Here is a 16477-nt window from a genome sequence, read left to right on the forward strand (position 1 = left end):
GCTTGTCTGCACCGGTCAGCACGATTTCAATGGAGTTCCAGTGGCAATGAAGAAAACCCTTCGTTTCGCGGCAGTCGTGTCCAGCCTCGCTGCGGCCTCCGCGCTGCTCGCCGCCGCGCCGGCCGCGGCGCAGGCGCTCGGTTCGCAAGGTGCGCAGCTCGCCGACGAAGTCGTCGCCGTCGTCAACAACGACGTGATCACGGGCCGCGAACTCGACCAGCGTGCCGGCCTGATCGCGCGCCGGTTGCAGCAGCAGAACGCACCCGTGCCGCCGACCGACCAGTTGCGCGCGCAGGTGCTGAACCAGATGGTGCTCGAGCGTATCCAGGTGCAGAAGGCCAAGGACGACGGGATCCGCATCGACGACGCGACCGTGCAGTCCACCCTGCAGCGTCTCGCGCAGGCGAACGGCATGACGCTCGAGCAGTACCGCGCGCGTCTCGAGGCGCAAGGCGTGCCCTGGAGCATCTTCACGAGCGACGCGCGCACCGAACTGATGCTGTCGAAGCTGCGCGAGCGCGAGGTCGACGGCAAGATCACCGTGTCGGACGCCGAGGTCGCGAACTACATCGCGAGCCAACGCGGGCCGAATGCGTCGCAGCAGCAGGACCTGCGCTTCCAGCACATCTTCATCAAGGCGCCGACCAACGCGCCGCAGGCCGACATCGAAGCCGCGCAGAAGAAGGCTGACGCGTTGCTGCAGCAGGCGAAGTCGGGCGCCGATTTCGAGAAGCTCGCGAAGAACAATTCGGAAGCGAACGACGCGAAGAAGGGCGGTGACCTCGGCTTCAAGGCACCGAGCGCACTGCCGGCCGACGTCGTCGCGGCTGCATCGAAGCTGCGCCCAGGTGAGGTCAACCCGACGCTGATCCGCGTGCCGGACGGCTTCGAGATCGTGCGTCTCGTCGATCGCCGCCAGAGCCAGGGCGCGACTGCCGCCGCACCGAAGATCGTCCAGACACACGTGCGCCACATCCTGCTGCGCGTGGGCGAAGGCAAGTCGGAAGGCCAGGCGCGCCAGCAACTGGTCGACATCCGCAACCAGGTCGAGGCCGGCGGCGATTTCGCGAAGTTCGCGCGCACCTACTCGCAGGACGGTTCGGCGTCGCAAGGCGGCGATCTCGGCTGGATCAGCCCGGGCGAGACCGTGCCGGAGTTCGAGCGTGCGATGAACAACCTGCAGGACGGCCAGATCAGCCAGCCGATCCGTACCGAGTACGGCTATCACCTGATCCAGGTGCTGAACCGCCGCGAAGCGGAAGGTTCGGTGCAGCAGCAGATGGATATCGCGCGCCAGGCGATCGGCCAGCGCAAGGCCGAGCAGGCTTATGCCGACTGGCTGCGCGAGCTGCGCGATTCGTCGTACGTGCAGTACAAGATCGGCGGCGTCGGCCCGGCGAACTGAGCGAGCTTCGGATGACCACGCCCGCGCTGCAGATCGCGATCACGACCGGCGAACCCGCGGGGGTCGGCCCGGAGCTGACCGTGCAGGCGCTGCGTGACGCTGCGCAGCGCTGGCCGGATGCGCATTTCACCGTGCTCGGCGATGCGGCGCTGCTCGACGCGCGCGCGGCGGCCGTCGGCGCCGAGCTGGCCACGCTGGCCGGCGGCGGGCCGGTGTCGGTCGCACATCACGCGCTCGCCGTGCCCGTGCAGGCGGGCAAGCTGGACGCAGCGAACGGCCCGTACGTGCTCGGGCTGCTCGACGCGGCGATCGACGGCGCGCTGGCAGGTCGGTACGACGCGATCGTCACCGCGCCGCTGCAGAAGAGCACGATCAACGATGCAGGCGTGCCGTTCACCGGCCATACCGAATACCTGGCGGAGCGCACGCATACGCCGCGCGTCGTGATGATGCTGGCCGGTACCGGGCACAAGCCGCTGCGCGTCGCGCTCGCGACCACGCACCTGCCGCTGAAGGACGTGTCGGCCGCACTCACGATCGACGGGCTCGTCGAGACGCTTGCGATCATCGATCGCGACCTGCGGCGCGACTTCGGCCTTGCCGCGCCGCGCATCCTCGTGACGGGCCTGAACCCGCACGCGGGCGAGAACGGTTATCTCGGCCGCGAGGAGATCGACGTGATCTCGCCGGCGCTGGCCCGCGCGAACGCGCAGGGCATCGACGCGCGCGGCCCGTACCCGGCCGACACGCTGTTCCAGCCGCGCCACCTTGCCGACGCCGATTGCGTGCTCGCGATGTTCCATGACCAGGGTCTGCCCGTGCTGAAGTACGCGACGTTCGGCGAGGGCATCAACGTGACGCTCGGGCTGCCGATCATCCGGACGTCGGTCGATCACGGCACGGCACTCGATCTGGCCGGCACGGGCCGCGCGGATCCGGGCAGCATGATCGCCGCGCTCGACACCGCCGTCACGATGGCGCGCCATCGCCGTACGGCCTGACGCGGCCCGGCTTCCCCTCTTTCGTCGTTTTTTTCGTTTTACTCAGTCGATGTCGAACAGCAGACAGCACCAAGGCCATTTCGCGCGCAAGCGCTTCGGGCAGAACTTCCTCGTCGATCACGGCGTGATCGACTCGATCGTCTCGACGATCGGCCCCGCGCGCGGCCAGCGCATGGTCGAGATCGGCCCCGGGCTCGGCGCGCTGACCGAGCCGCTGATCGAGCGGCTCGCGACGCCCGAGTCGCCGCTGCATGCGGTCGAGCTCGACCGCGACCTGATCGGGCGCCTGCAGCAACGCTTCGGCGCGCTGCTCGAACTGCACGCGGGCGACGCGCTCGCGTTCGATTTCCGTTCGCTCGCGGCGCCCGGCGACAAGCCGTCGCTGCGGATCGTCGGCAACCTGCCGTACAACATTTCCAGCCCGCTGCTGTTTCACCTGATGACGTTCGCCGATGCGGTCATCGACCAGCATTTCATGCTGCAGAACGAAGTCGTCGAGCGGATGGTGGCGGAGCCGGGCACGAAGGCGTTTTCGCGTCTGTCGGTGATGCTGCAGTACCGCTACGTGATGGAGAAGATGCTCGACGTGCCGCCGGAATCGTTCCAGCCGCCGCCGAAGGTCGATTCGGCGATCGTCCGGATGATTCCATACGAGCCGCACGAACTGCCGGACGTCGATCCCGTGCTGCTCGGCGAAATCGTCACCGCCGCGTTCTCGCAGCGCCGCAAGATGCTGCGCAATACGCTCGGCGACTATCGCGAGACGATCGATTTCGATGCGCTCGGTTTCGATCTCGCGCGCCGCGCGGAAGACGTGAGCGTGGCCGAATACGTCGGCATCGCGCAGGCGCTCGCGGCGGTGCGCAAGGGCGGTTGAGGCCGGCCACGCGAGCTGGATCGGACGTGTGCCGAAGAGGCTGCCCCGCGGGCAGCCTTTTTATTGCGTGGATGCGCGCGTGTTGTGCACGGTCGTCATGTCCGCCAGCGTGGCGGCGCGTTGACGAGCGCGATGCCGGTCAGCACGAGCGTGGCAGCGGACATGAAGCGCCAGCCGACCGATTCGCCGAGCAGCAGCACGCCGAACGCGACGCCGAACAGCGGCGACAGGAACGTGAAGACGGACAACCGCGACGCACTGTAGCGCGTCAGCAGCCAGAACCATGACAGGTAGCTCACGAACGCGACGATCACCGACTGGTACGCGAGGCTTGCCACCGCAACCGGCGTGACGCGCGCGAACGACACCTGGCCGAACAGCGCGGCAAGCGCGACCAGCACGACCGCCGATACCGCGAGCTGGTAGAACAGCGTCTTGCTTGCGCTCGCCCGTGCGAGTGCCGTCGAGCGTACGACGACCGTCGTTGCAGCCCACATCGCGCCGCCGAGTATCCCGAGCGCGTCGCCAGCCAGCCCGGCCAGTACCGAGGCGCCGGGCGCCCGTGGCTTCAGGAAGCCGTCCGCGAACGCGAGTGCGATGCCGGCGAATGCCAGGCCGACGCCGGCCCATTGCGTGCGCTGCAGCCGTTCGCCCGGTGCGAACAGGTGCAGGCCGAGCGCGGTGAAGCACGGCGCCGTATACAGAAAGATCGCCATGTGCGACGCACTCGTCAGCGTCAGCCCGAAGAACACGCAGATGAATTCGCCGGCGAACAGCGCCCCGGCCGCAAGACCCGCGCCGAACGTGCCGTCCGCCCGGAACAGCGGCGTGCCGCGCGAGCGGGCCCAGGCCCACAGCAGCACTGCCGCGATCACCGAGCGCAGCCCGGCCTGGAACATCGGCGCGATCGCGGCGTTCGTGCTCTTGATCGCGACCTGCTGGAAGCCCCAGATCGCGCACAGCAGCAGCATCAGGCCGACGGCGCGCGTGTCGAGCGCGCGGCGCACGGGGGCGGCGAGGGTGGTCATCGGCGAACCTCGCCGGTTCGGTATGGCGGCTGCAGGATCGGGAGAGCGGCGCATCCGGCGCGCTCGAATCGGCGGTTTCGCACGGCAGTGTGGCTGTAGCGGAGAGTGGTGGTTGCGTTCGGGCGGCGGGTCGCATGCCCGTTTGGGGTGCGAGGTGGAAGGATGTTACCCGATCGGTACGGTAGCCGGGTGAGCCGGATCGTGCCGGTTTCCGCCGTCGTACTCGCGCCGCACGGCGCCGATCGGCGTATCGGCCGCGCTCCGGGCAAGCGCCACGGTTGGCTGTCCCAGGCTAGGCGCCCCCGGCTAGGCGCCCCCGGCGAAGTTCATCCGACTCTGGTAGAGTTCCCGGTTCTGGAAAGTCCCCACAGGAGTACAACACATGCGATTGCTGCATACGATGCTGCGAGTCGGCGATCTCGACCGCTCGATCAAGTTCTACACCGAATTGCTCGGCATGAAGGTGCTGCGCCGCGACGACTATCCGGAAGGCAGGTTCACGCTCGCATTCGTCGGCTACGGCGATGAAAGCGATAACACGGTGATCGAACTGACCCACAACTGGGATACGCCGTCCTACGACCTCGGCACGGGTTTCGGTCACCTCGCACTGGAAGTCGACGACGCGTATGCGGCCTGCGACAAGATCAAGGCGCAAGGCGGCAAGGTCACGCGTGAAGCGGGCCCGATGAAGCACGGCACGACCGTGATCGCGTTCGTCGAGGATCCGGACGGCTACAAGATCGAGTTCATCCAGAAGAAGGCGCACTGAGCGCCGGATGAACCGGGCTGCGGCGCGCGATGTGCGCCGCAGCAGCAAAAAAGGGCGATACGGGGTGACCCGCGTCGCCCTTTTTCGTTGGCGGTGAAGCCACGCGCGTCAAAGCGACGGCAGCAGCTCGGGAGGATGATGCTTGAGCGTGTGCCGCGCCTCGCGGAACTCGGGGAAGATCGATTCGACGGTCTGCCAGAAGGCCGGGCTGTGGTTCATCTCGCGCAGGTGCGACAGCTCGTGCGCGACGACGTAGTCGATGATCGACATCGGGAAATGGATCAGCCGCCAGTTCAGGCGGATCTTGCCGTCGCTCGAGCAACTGCCCCAGCGCGTCGCCGCCGACGACAGCGCGTACACCGAATACGTGACGCCGAGCTTCTCCGCGTAGACCGCGAGGCGTTCACCGAAGATCCGCTTGGCTTCGCCCTGCAGCCAGCCCTGCACGCGATCCTTGATCTGCTGCATGTCGGCCTGCACGGACAGCGGCAACGAGAGCCGCAGCGCATCGGCATCGAACGAGACGGCGCCCGCGCCGAGCGCGATCGTCACCGTCTTGCCGAGATACGGAAGCTGCGCGCCGTCGCGCCAGTCGATCTGCGGCAGCGCGCGCTGCTCGGTGCGCGTCTTCCACTCCGCGAGCTTCGCGAAGATCCAGCGCTGTTTCTCGGAAATTGCGGCTTCGATGTCGGCGAGCGTGACCCAGCGCGGCGCGGTGATCGACAGCCCGCTGCCGTCGATCGTGAAGCCGATCGTACGGCGCGCGGAGCGCTTCAGGCGGTATTCGAGCACGCGGCTGTCGAGTGCGAACGTGCGCACGCGCGAGCGGTCGGGTGCCGGGCCGGGATCGAGCGGCGCGGCGGGTGCCGCTTCGGGCGGCGCCGGCGGCGTCGCAGGCGCCGACGGTGCGGCGGCCGGCCCGTCGAAGAGCGGCAGATCCATCTGGCGATGATCGAGGGCCACGACGGCAGGCCGTGGCCGCGGACGCTGTTTCATCAGTTCGCTTCTTTTTGTCGTACGCAACGGCTGCAACCTGGAGGCGTCAGACTCGCGCGGCATCGCGCGTGCCGGCATTGCCCGCCTGGCGATACGAATCCGGATCGATCCGGCGCATTTCCGCTTCGATCCATGCTTCGACCTGCGAGTTCAATGCATCGGGCGTCAGCCCCTCGCTGGGGATCGGCTTGCCGATCGACACGGTGACGACGCCCGGGAATTTCGTGAACGAGTTGCGCGGCCACACCCGACCTGCATTGTGCGCGATCGGCACGACGGGTGCGCCGGTTTCGATCGCGAAGCGCGCGCCGCCCGTCTTGTACTTGCCCTGCTTGCCGACCGGCGTGCGCGTGCCTTCCGGGAACATGATCATCCATGCGCCCTCCGACAGGCGCTTCTTGCCCTGGCGGATCACCGAAGCGAACGCGTTCTTGCCTTCCTTGCGGTTGATGTTGACCATGTGCAGCAGCCCGAGCGCCCAGCCGAAGAACGGCACGTACAGCAGCTCGCGCTTGAACACGTAGCAGAGCGGCTTCGGCATCAGCGCGGGAAACGCGAGCGTCTCCCACGCGGACTGGTGCTTCGACAGCAGCACGGCCGGGCCGTCGGGCAGGTTCTCGAACCCTTCGATCCGGTAGCGGATGCCGTTCAGCCAGCGCACGACCCACAGCGTCGACTTGCACCAGCCGGCCGCCATCCAGTAGCGCGCGTCGGGGCGCATGAACGGAAAGGCGATGAAGCACGCGGTGGCGTACGGCACCGTATACAGGATGAAATAGATCAGCAGCAGCAGGGAGCGGACGAAGCGCATCGGCGTAAGTCTGGCGTTAGGGAGGATGCGCGCGGCGGCTGCATCACTCGTGTTCGTGTGAAAGGAAATCGAGCGCGAACGCGCGCAGGTCGTCATGGACCTTCGTGCCGGGCGGCAGGTTGCCGGCGGCGAGCGTCTTCTTGCCCTTGCCGGTGAGCACGAGGTGCGGCTGGAAGCCGACCGCGACGCCGGCCTGCAGGTCGCGCAGCGAATCGCCGACGACCGGCGTGTGACCGGGATCGATCTCGAAGCGCTCGGCGATCATCTGCATCATGCCGGGTTTCGGCTTGCGGCAGTCGCAGTGATCCTCGGCCGTGTGCGGGCAGAAGAACACCGCGTCGACACGTGCGCCGACCGAGGCCGCCGCGCGATGCATCTTCAGATGCATCTCGTTGAGCGCGGCCATGTCGAACAGCCCGCGACCGATGCCGGACTGGTTGGTCGCGACGACCACGCGATAACCCGCGTGGTTGAGCCGGGCGATCGCCTCGAGGGCGCCGGGCAGCGCGATCCATTCGTCGGGCGTCTTGATGAACGCATCCGAATCGACGTTGATCACGCCGTCCCGGTCGAGGACGACGAGCTTTCGGTTGGGGCTGGTCGGCATCGTGAGGCCCTTATGCGGCGAGCTTCGAGATGTCGGCGACGCAGTTCATCTGCTGGTGCAGCGCGGACAGCAGTGCGAGACGGTTCGCGCGCAGTGCCGGATCTTCCGCGTTGACCATCACGTCGTTGAAGAACGTGTCGACCGGCACGCGCAGCGCGGCGAGCGCCGACAGCGCGCCCGTGTACGCACGCGCCTCGAGCTGCGACTGCACGTGCGGCGTCACGGCCGCGAGTTGCTCGTGCAGCGCCTTCTCGGCGGCTTCGACGAGCAGCGCCGGCTGCACCGCGCCGTTCGCGCCGCCTTCCGACTTCTTCAGGATGTTCGAGATCCGCTTGTTCGCGGCCGCGAGCGCTTCCGCTTCCACGAGGTGCGTGAATTCGCGCACCGCGTCGAGGCGTGCGACGAGATCGTCGATGCGCGTCGGGTTCAAGCTCAGCACCGCGTCGATTTCACCGGCCGAATAGCCGCGCTCGCGCAGCAGGCCGCGCAGGCGGTCCATGAAGAACGCGAGAATCGCATCGGTCGATTCGGCCACGCCCGGCACGCCTTCGAAGCGCGCGTGGGCCGTGCGCAGCAGCGACACGAGATCGAGCGGCAGCTGCTTCTCGAGCAGCAGGCGCAGCACGCCGAGCGCGTGACGGCGCAGTGCGAACGGATCCTTCTCGCCGGTCGGCGCGAGGCCGATGCCCCAGATGCCGACGATCGTCTCGAGCTTGTCGGCGAGCGCGACGGCGGTCGACACGGGCGTGGTCGGCAGTGCGTCGCCGGAGAAGCGCGGCTGGTAGTGCTCGGCGCACGCGAGCGCGACGTCGTCGGCTTCGCCGTCGTGGCGCGCGTAGTACGTGCCCATCGTGCCCTGCAGCTCCGGGAACTCGCCGACCATGTCGGTCAGCAGGTCGGCCTTCGCGAGGCGCGCGGCGCGCTTCGCGAGCGTGGCGTCGGCGCCGATCGCGGGCGCGATCTCGCCGGCCAGCGCTTCGAGGCGCTCGACGCGTGCGAGCGCCGATCCGAGCTTGTTGTGATACACGACGTTTGCAAGCTGCGGCACGCGGTCGGCGAGCGGCTTCTTCTTGTCCTGCTCGAAGAAGAACTTCGCATCGGCGAGGCGCGGGCGCACGACGCGCTCGTTGCCTTCGATGATCTCGCCCGGCGTCTTCGTCTCGATGTTCGACACGATCAGGAAGCGCGAGCGCAGCTTGCCGCCGACGTCGGTCAGCGCGAAGTACTTCTGGTTCGTCTGCATCGTGAGGATCAGGCATTCCTGCGGGACCTGCAGGAATTCGTCCTCGAAGCGGCACGGGTAGACGACCGGCCATTCGACCAGCGACGTCACTTCGTCGAGCAGCGACTCGGGCATCACGACGGTATCGCCGTTCGCGTGTTCGTTCAGTTGCGTGCGGATCGTTTCGCGGCGATCGGCGAAGTGCGCGATCACGCGGCCCTTGTCGCGCAGCGTGTCGGCGTACGCGCGCGCATGCTGGATCACGACGAGGCCGTCGGACAGGAAGCGGTGGCCGAGCGTGGTGTCGCCGGCATCGACGCCGAATGCGGTGACGGGCACGATGCGATCGTCGTGCAGCACCGTCAGGCGATGCACCGGGCGCACGAACTTCACGTCGGAGCCGTCCGGGCGCTGGTAGGTCATGAACTTCGGGATCGGCAGCTTCGCGAGCGTTTCGTCGAGCGCAGCCTGCAGCCCGTCGGCGAGCGTCGCACCGGCTGCCGAATAGTTGATGAAGAACGCTTCGGCCTTGCCGTCCTGCGCGCGCTCGAGATCGGCGATCGACAGGTTCGGGTGGCCGAGCGCCGCGAGCTTCTTCGCGAGCGGGGCCGTGGGCTTGCCTTCGGCGTCGAGCGCGACCGACACGGGCAGGACCTTTTCGCGGACCTGCTTGTCAGGCGCGACGGCGCGCACGTTCTGCACGACGACGGCGAGGCGGCGCGGTGTGGCGTAGCGTTCGAACACGAGTTCGCCTTCGACGAGGTCGCGCGCCGCGAGGCGTTGCGCAAGACCTTCGGCGAATGCGTCGCCGAGGCGCGCGAGGGCCTTCGGCGGCAGTTCTTCGGTCAGCAGCTCGACGAGCAGGGGGGCGGGATGATTGTGCGTCATGTTTGGAGGAAATCTCGTCTCGTCAGACCTGGTCGATGTTGCGTTCGACCTTGAGCGGCGGCACCCACGCCGGTTGCGCGGCGTCCTGGGCGTCGGTGGTGAGGCCCGGCACGCCCGGCGGGTTGCCGAGCATCGGGAAGCCGAGCTTCTCGCGCGAGTCGTAGTAGGCCTGCGCGACGAGACGCGACAGCGCGCGGATGCGGCCGATGTATGCCGCGCGCTCGGTCACCGAGATCGCGCCGCGCGCATCGAGCAGGTTGAACGTGTGGCCGGCCTTCAGCACGAGCTCGTACGCGGGCAGCGCGAGCTGCGCGTCGATCATCTTCTTCGCTTCCGCCTCGTAGCTGTTGAAGAACGTGAACAGCAGGTCGACGTTCGCGTGCTCGAAGTTGTAGGTCGACTGCTCGACCTCGTTCTGGTGGTAGACGTCGCCGTACGACAGGCGGCGCAGCTCGGGGCCGTTCGGGCCGTGCTCTTCCCACTCGGTCCACACGAGGTCGTACACGTTCTCGACCTTCTGCAGGTACATCGCGAGGCGCTCGAGGCCGTACGTGATTTCGCCGAGCACGGGTTTGCATTCGAGGCCGCCGACCTCCTGGAAATACGTGAACTGCGTGACTTCCATCCCGTTCAGCCACACTTCCCAACCGAGGCCCCACGCGCCGAGCGTCGGGTTTTCCCAGTCGTCCTCGACAAAGCGCACGTCGTTCTGCTTCAGGTCGAAGCCGAGCGCTTCGAGCGAGCCGAGGTACAGGTCGAGGATGTTTTCCGGCGCCGGCTTGAGCACGACCTGGTACTGGTAGTAGTGCTGCAGGCGGTTCGGGTTCTCGCCGTAGCGGCCGTCCTTCGGGCGGCGCGACGGCTGCACGTACGCGGCGCGCCACGGCTCGGGGCCGACCGCGCGCAGGAACGTGTGGACGTGCGACGTGCCCGCGCCGACTTCCATGTCGATGGGCTGGAGCAGGGCGCAACCCTGCTTGTCCCAGTAGGACTGCAGCGTCAGGATGATTTGCTGAAACGTAAGCATGAAGAGCCTTCGTGGCGCTGGCGCTCCGTTGCGGGCGGCGCTCCGGGCGGGGCCCGGAGGGTCGGCTCGCGCGGCGGCGCGGCTTGTTAGTGTGCTGAAACGCGTAATTTTACCGGATCGGCGAGCGGATGCGGCCGGAACGCGGGCGGGCGCACCGCCGGCACCGTTCCGGCGGCCTGCACGGGCGTGACCGGCGCGCGCCGGGCGGCCGCGCGCGGCCTGTCGAGACGCGCATGCCGCGCGGCTTCGCGCGGGCGTTAAGATGCGCGTATTGCGGTGCGCGCGACGCGTGCCGCGCCACCGCTAGCCGATCTCGACTGCATGGACGATTCGACCGACATCCTCATTCCGCTCCTCCCGCCGTTCCTCGCAATGCTCGGGCAGGCCGCCGATGCGCAGGCGCGCGGCGAGCACGCCGCGCACGATCTGTGGCTTGCCGCCGCCGCGCACCTGCATGCGGTCGACGCCGATGCGCTCGCGCAACTCACCGGCGCGCTCGTCGCGCGGCAGCGTACGGCCGATGCGATCGCGCTCGCCGAATGCGCGGCGCGTGTCCAGCCGGGCGCGACCGCGCACTTCAATCACGGCTACGCGCTGCAGATGGCGGGCCGGCACGCGGATGCCGTGGCGCCGTATCGCGCAGCACTGGCGCTCGATGCCGACCGGCCATCGCTGCGCAACAACCTCGCCATCGCGCTGCGGCTGTCGGGCAGTGACCGCGCGGAGGAGGTTGCGCTGCTCGAAGCGGCCGTGCGCTTCGATCCACGCGACGTGCAGGCGTGGATCAACCTCGTCGTCGCGCGGATCGCGACCCACGACCTGGACGCCGCACTCGCGTGCACGGCGCGGCTCGTCGAGCTCGCGCCCGACAACGCGCTCGCGATGAACAACGTCGCGCTGGCGATGAAGGAGGCGCAGCGCTGGGACGACGCCGAGCGCTACGCGGCGCGCGCGTGCGAGCTGGCGCCCGACGACGCGTCGTACCGTTTCAACCTGGCGATCATCCAGCTCGTGCGCGGCAACTTCGCAGCCGGCTGGCGCGGCCACGAGGCGCGCTGGGACGGCGCGGGCGAGTTGCGCGGCCGCCGGCCGGTGCTGCCTGGCCCGCGCTGGCAGGGCGAGCCGCTCGCCGGCAAGACGCTGCTCGTGTGGGGCGAGCAGGGGCTCGGCGACGTGCTGCAGTTCTGCCGCTTCGTCGCGCCGCTCGCCGAGCGCGTGCATCGCGAGGGCGGCCGGCTCATCTGGAATACGTTCCCGCTGGTGGGCACGCTGATGCAGCGCAGCCTCGGCGCGCATGCGGATGCGTTCAGTGCGGGCGGCGGCGTCGAATTGCTGCCCGCCTTCGACTACGAAGTACCGCTGATCGGCCTGCCGCTGATGCTCGGCATGGAGGCGTCGACGCTCGCGTCGTCGGTGCCGTACCTGCGGGCCGATCCGTCCGCGCGCGATGCGTGGCGCGCGCGACTCGCGGGCGAGCGCCGGCTGAAGGTCGGGCTCGTGTGGACGGGCAGCGCGGGGCACCAGCGCAATCCGTTCCGGCGCGTCGGGCTCGAGCGCTATACCGACGCGTTCCGCGGAATCGACGGCGTGGCGTTCTATTCGTTGCAACCGGGTGCGCAGGCGGATGTCGCGGCGGCGCGCGCGGCCGGCTTCGCGATCGAGGATTTCACGGCGGAACTAACGAGCTTCGACGATACGGCCGCGTTCATCGGCGCGCTGGATCTCGTGATCACCGTGTGCACGTCGGTCGCGCACCTGGCGGGTGCGCTCGGCGCGCGCACCTGGGTGCTGCTCGACGTGAATCCGCACTGGCCGTGGCTGCTCGAACGCAACGACAGCCCGTGGTACCCGACGGCGACGCTGTACCGGCAACCCGTGTTCGGCGCATGGGAGCCGGTGATGGAGGCCGTGGGCCGCGACCTGCGACGCCTGGCCGCGCAGCCGGCTCAATCGGTGGAGTCGTCCCGCCAGGCCTGAGCGGCCGGCCGGTTCGCGGCCGGGGGCCGCCGCTGCATGCTGCATTGGGCGGCGGCCGCCACGCACTGCGCAGCGGCCGCCCGTCACGTCATTCCGGCTCGCCGTCGCCGTTCTTTTTGCCGTTGCGGCGGCGCAGCCCGGGGCCGAACGTGAAGCCGAACGCAAGCAGCACGAGCGACACCGCGAGCACGAGGTTGTTGCCGCTCGTCACGTAGGGCGTGAAGCCGCTCGTGCCTTCGATCCGCACGTCGAGCGAGCCGATCGTGAACGGCTTCAACTGGCCGAGCACGCGGCCGTGCGCATCGATCGCGGCCGTCATCCCCGTGTTGGTCGAGCGCAGCATCGGCCGGCCCGTCTCGAGCGAGCGCATCCGCGCGATCTGCAGGTGCTGGTCGAGCGCGATCGTGTCGCCGAACCACGCGAGGTTCGTCACGTTGACGAGCACGCCCGGCGGCTGCGGATTGTCTCGGATCGTCGCGGCGATCTCCTCGCCGAACAAGTCCTCGTAGCAGATGTCGGCCATCACGGGCTGGTTGTGCACGAGGAACGGCTTCTGCACGGGGGCGCCGCGCGCGAAGTCGCCGAGCGGCATCTTCATCAGGTCGACGAACCACCGGAAGCCCCACGGGATGAATTCGCCGAAGGGCACGAGATGGTGCTTGTCGTAGTGATAGATGTCGCGCGAGTTCGGCGTCACGCCGTACAGGCTGTTCGTATAGTCGACGTAGTGGCCGTCCTCGGTCACCGATGCGCCGACCGCGCCGAACAGCACGGCCGAGCCCGTCGTGTCGCTGAACTTGCGGATCGCGACGGCGAACGGCTCGGGCAGCTCCTGGATCATCACCGCGATCGCGGTTTCGGGTGTGACGATCAGGTCGGCCGGCTTCTCGACGATCATCTGCGTGTACATCTTGATCGCCGCGTCGATGCCCGCTTCCTCGAACTTGATGTCCTGCTTCACGTTGCCTTGCAGCAGCCGCACGGTGAGCGGCTTGTTTGCGGGCACCGTCCACGTGACCTGCGACAGGCCGAGACCGGCCGCGATCAGCGCGACCGCGATGCCGGCCGGCGCGGCGATGCGCATGCGCGCATTGCCGGCGTGGGGTTCGGCAAGCGGCGACGGCCGGGCGGCGGCGAGCGCCTGCACGACGAGCGCGGTGAACAGCGCGAGCACCCAAGCGATCCCGTACACGCCGGCGACCGGCGCGAAGCCCGCGAACGGGCCGTCGACCTGTGGATAGCCGCTGGCGAGCCACGGAAAGCCGGTGAACATGGTGCCGCGCAGCCATTCGCCGAGTGCCCATGCACTCGCGAACGCGAATGCGCCGTGCCAGGTCGGCGAGAACGGCCGCGGGTCGGGCGTGCGGCGATGCCACGCATGGCCCGCGCAGAACGACCACAGCCCGGCGGAGAACGCCGGGTATAGCGACAGGTACAGCGAGAACAGCACGAGCGCGCCGCCCGCGAGCGGCGCGGCCATCTCGCCGTACACGTGCATGCTGATGTAGAGCCACCAGATGCCGGTGATGAAGTTGCCGAAGCCGAACGCGCCACCGGTGAGCGCGGCGCCGCGCCAGCTTGCGGTGCGCGTGAGCTGCGCGAAAAACCAGACGAATACGACGAGTTGCAGCCAGCCGCCATGCGGCGTCGGTGCGAAGCTGAGCGTATTGGCTGCGCCGGCGAGCAGCGCGGCCGGGTAGTGCCAGCGCGGCAGCGCGCGGCCGGGTGCCGGCGCGAAAAGGCCGCCAGCCGGGCGGGACAGGATCGGATCGTCCATGTGAAGCGAAAGTGGGCGAGCGGTTGTGGAACGCGCGGCTGGCGCGCGACGGTCAGTCCTCGTGCGAGGCTTCGGCGCGACGGCTGGCGAGCGGATTGCGGCGCACCAGCAGCACGTGGACCTGGCGCGCATCGCCGCGCTGGATCTCGAACACGAGGTTGCCGAGCTGCAGCTTTTCGCCGCGATGCGGGACGCGGCCGAAATGATGCGTGATCAGCCCGCCGATCGTGTCGACTTCGTCGTCGGGGAAATCGGTGCCGAACGTCTCGTTGAACTGTTCGATCTCGGTGAGCGCACGCACGCGGTAGCGGCCATCTGGCCCCGAGATGATGTTGCCGGCTTCCTCGTCGAAGTCGTATTCGTCCTCGATGTCGCCGACGATCTGTTCGAGCACGTCCTCGATCGTGATCAGGCCCGCGACGCCGCCGTATTCGTCGACGACGATCGCGAGGTGATTGCGGTTCACGCGGAAGTCGTGCAACAGCACGTTCAGGCGCTTCGACTCGGGAATGAACACGGCCGGGCGCAGCATCCCGCGCACGTCGAATTCCTCTTCGGCATAGAAACGCAGCAGATCCTTCGCGAGCAGCACGCCGATGACGTTGTCGCGGTTCTCCTCGTACACGGGGTAGCGCGAGTGCGCCTTCTCGAGGACGAACGGGATGAAATCTTCAGGCTTGTCGGCGATGTTGATCGCGTCCATCTGTGCGCGCGGCACCATGATGTCGCGTGCGCACAGGTCGGATACCTGGAAAACGCCTTCGATCATCGACAGCGAATCGGCGTCGATCAGGTTGCGCTCGTGGGCGTCCTGGAGGATTTCCAGCAGCTCGCCGCGGGATTCGGGCTCGGGCGAGATGAAGTCGGTCAGGCGTTCGAGCAGCGAACGCTTTTCTTGCGGTTTGTCGGTTGGCTTACGACTGGGATACGAATCGTTCATGGTGGTGCGCCCGGGTCATGCCGGAGCGCGCTGTCACGGAGTAGGCAAGGATACACCAAGGGCACGACGCGCCCGTGTCACACCGGCCGTACGGCCAGGGTGGGCAGCTCGCGCGGGCCCGCTTGCGGACGGCCGCACCGGGCGACGTCGTCCTCGCGTCCATCCTATCCCAGAAAAGGGCGGCGGCGCACCAGTGGCCAAAAAACGGGTGCGGGAAGCGCGGGGAGGCGGTCGGCCAATGGGGCGGCGTGACGGCGGCATTCTGCCGCATGCGGGCGCCGTCGGGCCGCGGATCAGAACCGCAGGCCGGTCGAGCAGCCGCCGGCAGCCGCGCCGTTGGTCGCGGCGCCACCGCAACCGATGATTCCGCAGCCGGACAGCGCGACGCTCGCGGCGACGAGTAGCGCGGCGACCTTGCAGCGCGACCAGTTGGACGGTTTCATCGGTCATCTCCTCGTTCGAACGGGCGAGTGGCGCGGCGCGCGGCAAGCCGGGCGCCGCGTTGCGTCATCGGCATCGCGCGAGCAGCCCTTCCAGCGCGCGGTCGGGAATGCCGCTCGCGCGCAGCGCGTCGACGGTGCGGCTCACGTAGTCGAGCGTCGTGCCGTAGCGGCCGGCCGCGCAGCCGAACACTTCCTTCACGACGGCGTCGGGCAGCTTGCCCGTATAGGTCGGCGCGTCGCGGCGCATCACGAACGCGAGCGCGTTCACGCGTTCGCCGTTCTCGAGCGAGCACGGCAGCCACGCGGGCCGGTACGAACCCATCGGCATCTCGCGCTTCCACAGCGTCTCGAGGTGCGGCTGCGCGGTCGGGCCGGCAAGCCGGAACGCGATGCCCGAGCACGAGCCGCCGCGATCGAGCGCGAGCACGAGGCCCGGGCGTTCGGGCGTGCCGCGGTTCACGCGCGACCACAGATAGAGCCCGCGATGGTAGCCATGTACCTTGCCGCGCACGGCGGCGACGGTCGGCAACCCGGGGTTCCAGATCAGCGAGCCATAGCCGAACAGCCAGAGGTCCTGCCGGCCGTCCCAGTCGCGCATCGTATGCGCGAGCGACGCCGCGAGCTCGTCTTCCGTCAGCAGTCGCCCGTCGCCGATCGACGGCGGGTAGGCAGGCGGGAGCATTGCGGCGTTGCGCATCGTGCGGCG

The 16477-nt window shown here is 68.5% G+C and carries 15 protein-coding genes; 5 read left to right on the plus strand and 10 right to left on the minus strand.

The genetic code is table 11. The features are described from left to right. Positions 1-46 precede the first annotated feature (46 nt). From HWX39_RS27315 to rsmA, 3 genes are read left to right on the plus strand one after another with little or no spacing between them, the layout of a single operon-like run. Complete coding sequence (locus HWX39_RS27315) at positions 47-1405, plus strand: peptidylprolyl isomerase (RefSeq protein ID WP_175970861.1); 1359 nt, start codon at positions 47-49, stop codon at positions 1403-1405. 11 nt (positions 1406-1416) lie between these two features. After that, positions 1417-2406 carry a 4-hydroxythreonine-4-phosphate dehydrogenase PdxA gene (pdxA, locus tag HWX39_RS27320; protein ID WP_175956348.1) on the plus strand — a complete coding sequence of 330 codons (990 nt, stop codon included), beginning with the start codon at positions 1417-1419 and terminating at the stop codon, positions 2404-2406. Positions 2407-2455: 49 nt separating this feature from the next. Beyond that, positions 2456-3283 carry a 16S rRNA (adenine(1518)-N(6)/adenine(1519)-N(6))-dimethyltransferase RsmA gene (gene rsmA, locus HWX39_RS27325; RefSeq protein WP_175970862.1) on the plus strand — a complete coding sequence of 276 codons (828 nt, stop codon included), beginning with the start codon at positions 2456-2458 and terminating at the stop codon, positions 3281-3283. Between the two features lie 95 nt (positions 3284-3378). Here rsmA and HWX39_RS27330 read toward each other — a convergent pair whose 3' ends face one another. Continuing rightward, positions 3379-4311, minus strand: coding sequence for a DMT family transporter (locus HWX39_RS27330; protein WP_175970863.1), 933 nt, complete (start codon positions 4309-4311; stop codon positions 3379-3381). A gap of 382 nt (positions 4312-4693) precedes the next feature. Here HWX39_RS27330 and gloA point away from each other — a divergent pair, with 382 nt between their 5' ends. Further along, on the plus strand, positions 4694-5083 hold the full coding sequence (gloA, locus tag HWX39_RS27335) for a lactoylglutathione lyase (protein ID WP_175956350.1): 390 nt from the start codon (positions 4694-4696) through the stop codon (positions 5081-5083). A gap of 108 nt (positions 5084-5191) precedes the next feature. On the opposite strand, the gene HWX39_RS27340 is transcribed toward gloA, so the two are convergent. The 5 genes from HWX39_RS27340 to glyQ are packed head-to-tail and all read right to left on the minus strand — an operon-like array spanning position 5192 to position 10634. Then, complete coding sequence (locus tag HWX39_RS27340) at positions 5192-6079, minus strand: SprT family zinc-dependent metalloprotease (RefSeq protein WP_175956352.1); 888 nt, start codon at positions 6077-6079, stop codon at positions 5192-5194. Positions 6080-6125: 46 nt separating this feature from the next. Further along, complete coding sequence (locus tag HWX39_RS27345; protein WP_175956354.1) at positions 6126-6890, minus strand: lysophospholipid acyltransferase family protein; 765 nt, start codon at positions 6888-6890, stop codon at positions 6126-6128. A gap of 43 nt (positions 6891-6933) precedes the next feature. Then, positions 6934-7497 carry a D-glycero-beta-D-manno-heptose 1,7-bisphosphate 7-phosphatase gene (gene gmhB / locus HWX39_RS27350; RefSeq protein WP_175970864.1) on the minus strand — a complete coding sequence of 188 codons (564 nt, stop codon included), beginning with the start codon at positions 7495-7497 and terminating at the stop codon, positions 6934-6936. Between the two features lie 10 nt (positions 7498-7507). Next, entirely contained in the window at positions 7508-9607 is a 2100-nt protein-coding gene (gene glyS / locus HWX39_RS27355; protein WP_175970865.1) for a glycine--tRNA ligase subunit beta, read from the minus strand. Positions 9608-9629: 22 nt separating this feature from the next. Further along, a complete protein-coding gene (gene glyQ, locus HWX39_RS27360; protein ID WP_076605924.1) occupies positions 9630-10634 on the minus strand; it encodes a glycine--tRNA ligase subunit alpha in 1005 nt (334 codons plus the stop codon). Between the two features lie 321 nt (positions 10635-10955). Between glyQ and HWX39_RS27365 the strand changes: the two genes are divergently transcribed. Then, complete coding sequence (locus HWX39_RS27365) at positions 10956-12611, plus strand: hypothetical protein (RefSeq protein ID WP_175970866.1); 1656 nt, start codon at positions 10956-10958, stop codon at positions 12609-12611. Between the two features lie 88 nt (positions 12612-12699). Here HWX39_RS27365 and lnt read toward each other — a convergent pair whose 3' ends face one another. The 4 genes from lnt to HWX39_RS27385 form a co-directional block, all read right to left on the minus strand. Continuing rightward, the gene (gene lnt / locus HWX39_RS27370; RefSeq protein ID WP_175970867.1) at positions 12700-14388 is read right to left on the minus strand and encodes an apolipoprotein N-acyltransferase; all 1689 of its coding nucleotides are present in this window, start codon (positions 14386-14388) and stop codon (positions 12700-12702) included. A gap of 52 nt (positions 14389-14440) precedes the next feature. Further along, positions 14441-15328, minus strand: coding sequence for a transporter associated domain-containing protein (locus HWX39_RS27375; protein ID WP_011353131.1), 888 nt, complete (start codon positions 15326-15328; stop codon positions 14441-14443). A gap of 293 nt (positions 15329-15621) precedes the next feature. Further along, positions 15622-15771, minus strand: a complete 150-nt coding sequence (locus HWX39_RS27380) for a hypothetical protein (protein ID WP_175970868.1) — start codon at positions 15769-15771, stop codon at positions 15622-15624. Positions 15772-15835: 64 nt separating this feature from the next. Beyond that, positions 15836-16468 carry a gamma-glutamylcyclotransferase gene (locus HWX39_RS27385; RefSeq protein ID WP_175956367.1) on the minus strand — a complete coding sequence of 211 codons (633 nt, stop codon included), beginning with the start codon at positions 16466-16468 and terminating at the stop codon, positions 15836-15838. Positions 16469-16477 lie beyond the last annotated feature (9 nt).

Source organism: Burkholderia sp. BCC0322 (genome assembly GCF_902833045.1).
Lineage (GTDB): Bacteria > Pseudomonadota > Gammaproteobacteria > Burkholderiales > Burkholderiaceae > Burkholderia.

What these genes read in the sequence shown, in the direction of transcription:
- HWX39_RS27315 (WP_175970861.1), top strand. Translation starts at nt 47, where the DNA reads ATGAAGAAAACCCTTCGTTTCGCGGCAGTCGTGTCCAGCCTCGCTGCG.
- pdxA (WP_175956348.1), top strand. Translation starts at nt 1,417, where the DNA reads ATGACCACGCCCGCGCTGCAGATCGCGATCACGACCGGCGAACCCGCG.
- rsmA (WP_175970862.1), top strand. Translation starts at nt 2,456, where the DNA reads ATGTCGAACAGCAGACAGCACCAAGGCCATTTCGCGCGCAAGCGCTTC.
- HWX39_RS27330 (WP_175970863.1), bottom strand. Translation starts at nt 4,311, where the DNA reads ATGACCACCCTCGCCGCCCCCGTGCGCCGCGCGCTCGACACGCGCGCC.
- gloA (WP_175956350.1), top strand. Translation starts at nt 4,694, where the DNA reads ATGCGATTGCTGCATACGATGCTGCGAGTCGGCGATCTCGACCGCTCG.
- HWX39_RS27340 (WP_175956352.1), bottom strand. Translation starts at nt 6,079, where the DNA reads ATGAAACAGCGTCCGCGGCCACGGCCTGCCGTCGTGGCCCTCGATCAT.
- HWX39_RS27345 (WP_175956354.1), bottom strand. Translation starts at nt 6,890, where the DNA reads ATGCGCTTCGTCCGCTCCCTGCTGCTGCTGATCTATTTCATCCTGTAT.
- gmhB (WP_175970864.1), bottom strand. Translation starts at nt 7,497, where the DNA reads ATGCCGACCAGCCCCAACCGAAAGCTCGTCGTCCTCGACCGGGACGGC.
- glyS (WP_175970865.1), bottom strand. Translation starts at nt 9,607, where the DNA reads ATGACGCACAATCATCCCGCCCCCCTGCTCGTCGAGCTGCTGACCGAA.
- glyQ (WP_076605924.1), bottom strand. Translation starts at nt 10,634, where the DNA reads ATGCTTACGTTTCAGCAAATCATCCTGACGCTGCAGTCCTACTGGGAC.
- HWX39_RS27365 (WP_175970866.1), top strand. Translation starts at nt 10,956, where the DNA reads ATGGACGATTCGACCGACATCCTCATTCCGCTCCTCCCGCCGTTCCTC.
- lnt (WP_175970867.1), bottom strand. Translation starts at nt 14,388, where the DNA reads ATGGACGATCCGATCCTGTCCCGCCCGGCTGGCGGCCTTTTCGCGCCG.
- HWX39_RS27375 (WP_011353131.1), bottom strand. Translation starts at nt 15,328, where the DNA reads ATGAACGATTCGTATCCCAGTCGTAAGCCAACCGACAAACCGCAAGAA.
- HWX39_RS27380 (WP_175970868.1), bottom strand. Translation starts at nt 15,771, where the DNA reads ATGAAACCGTCCAACTGGTCGCGCTGCAAGGTCGCCGCGCTACTCGTC.
- HWX39_RS27385 (WP_175956367.1), bottom strand. Translation starts at nt 16,468, where the DNA reads ATGCGCAACGCCGCAATGCTCCCGCCTGCCTACCCGCCGTCGATCGGC.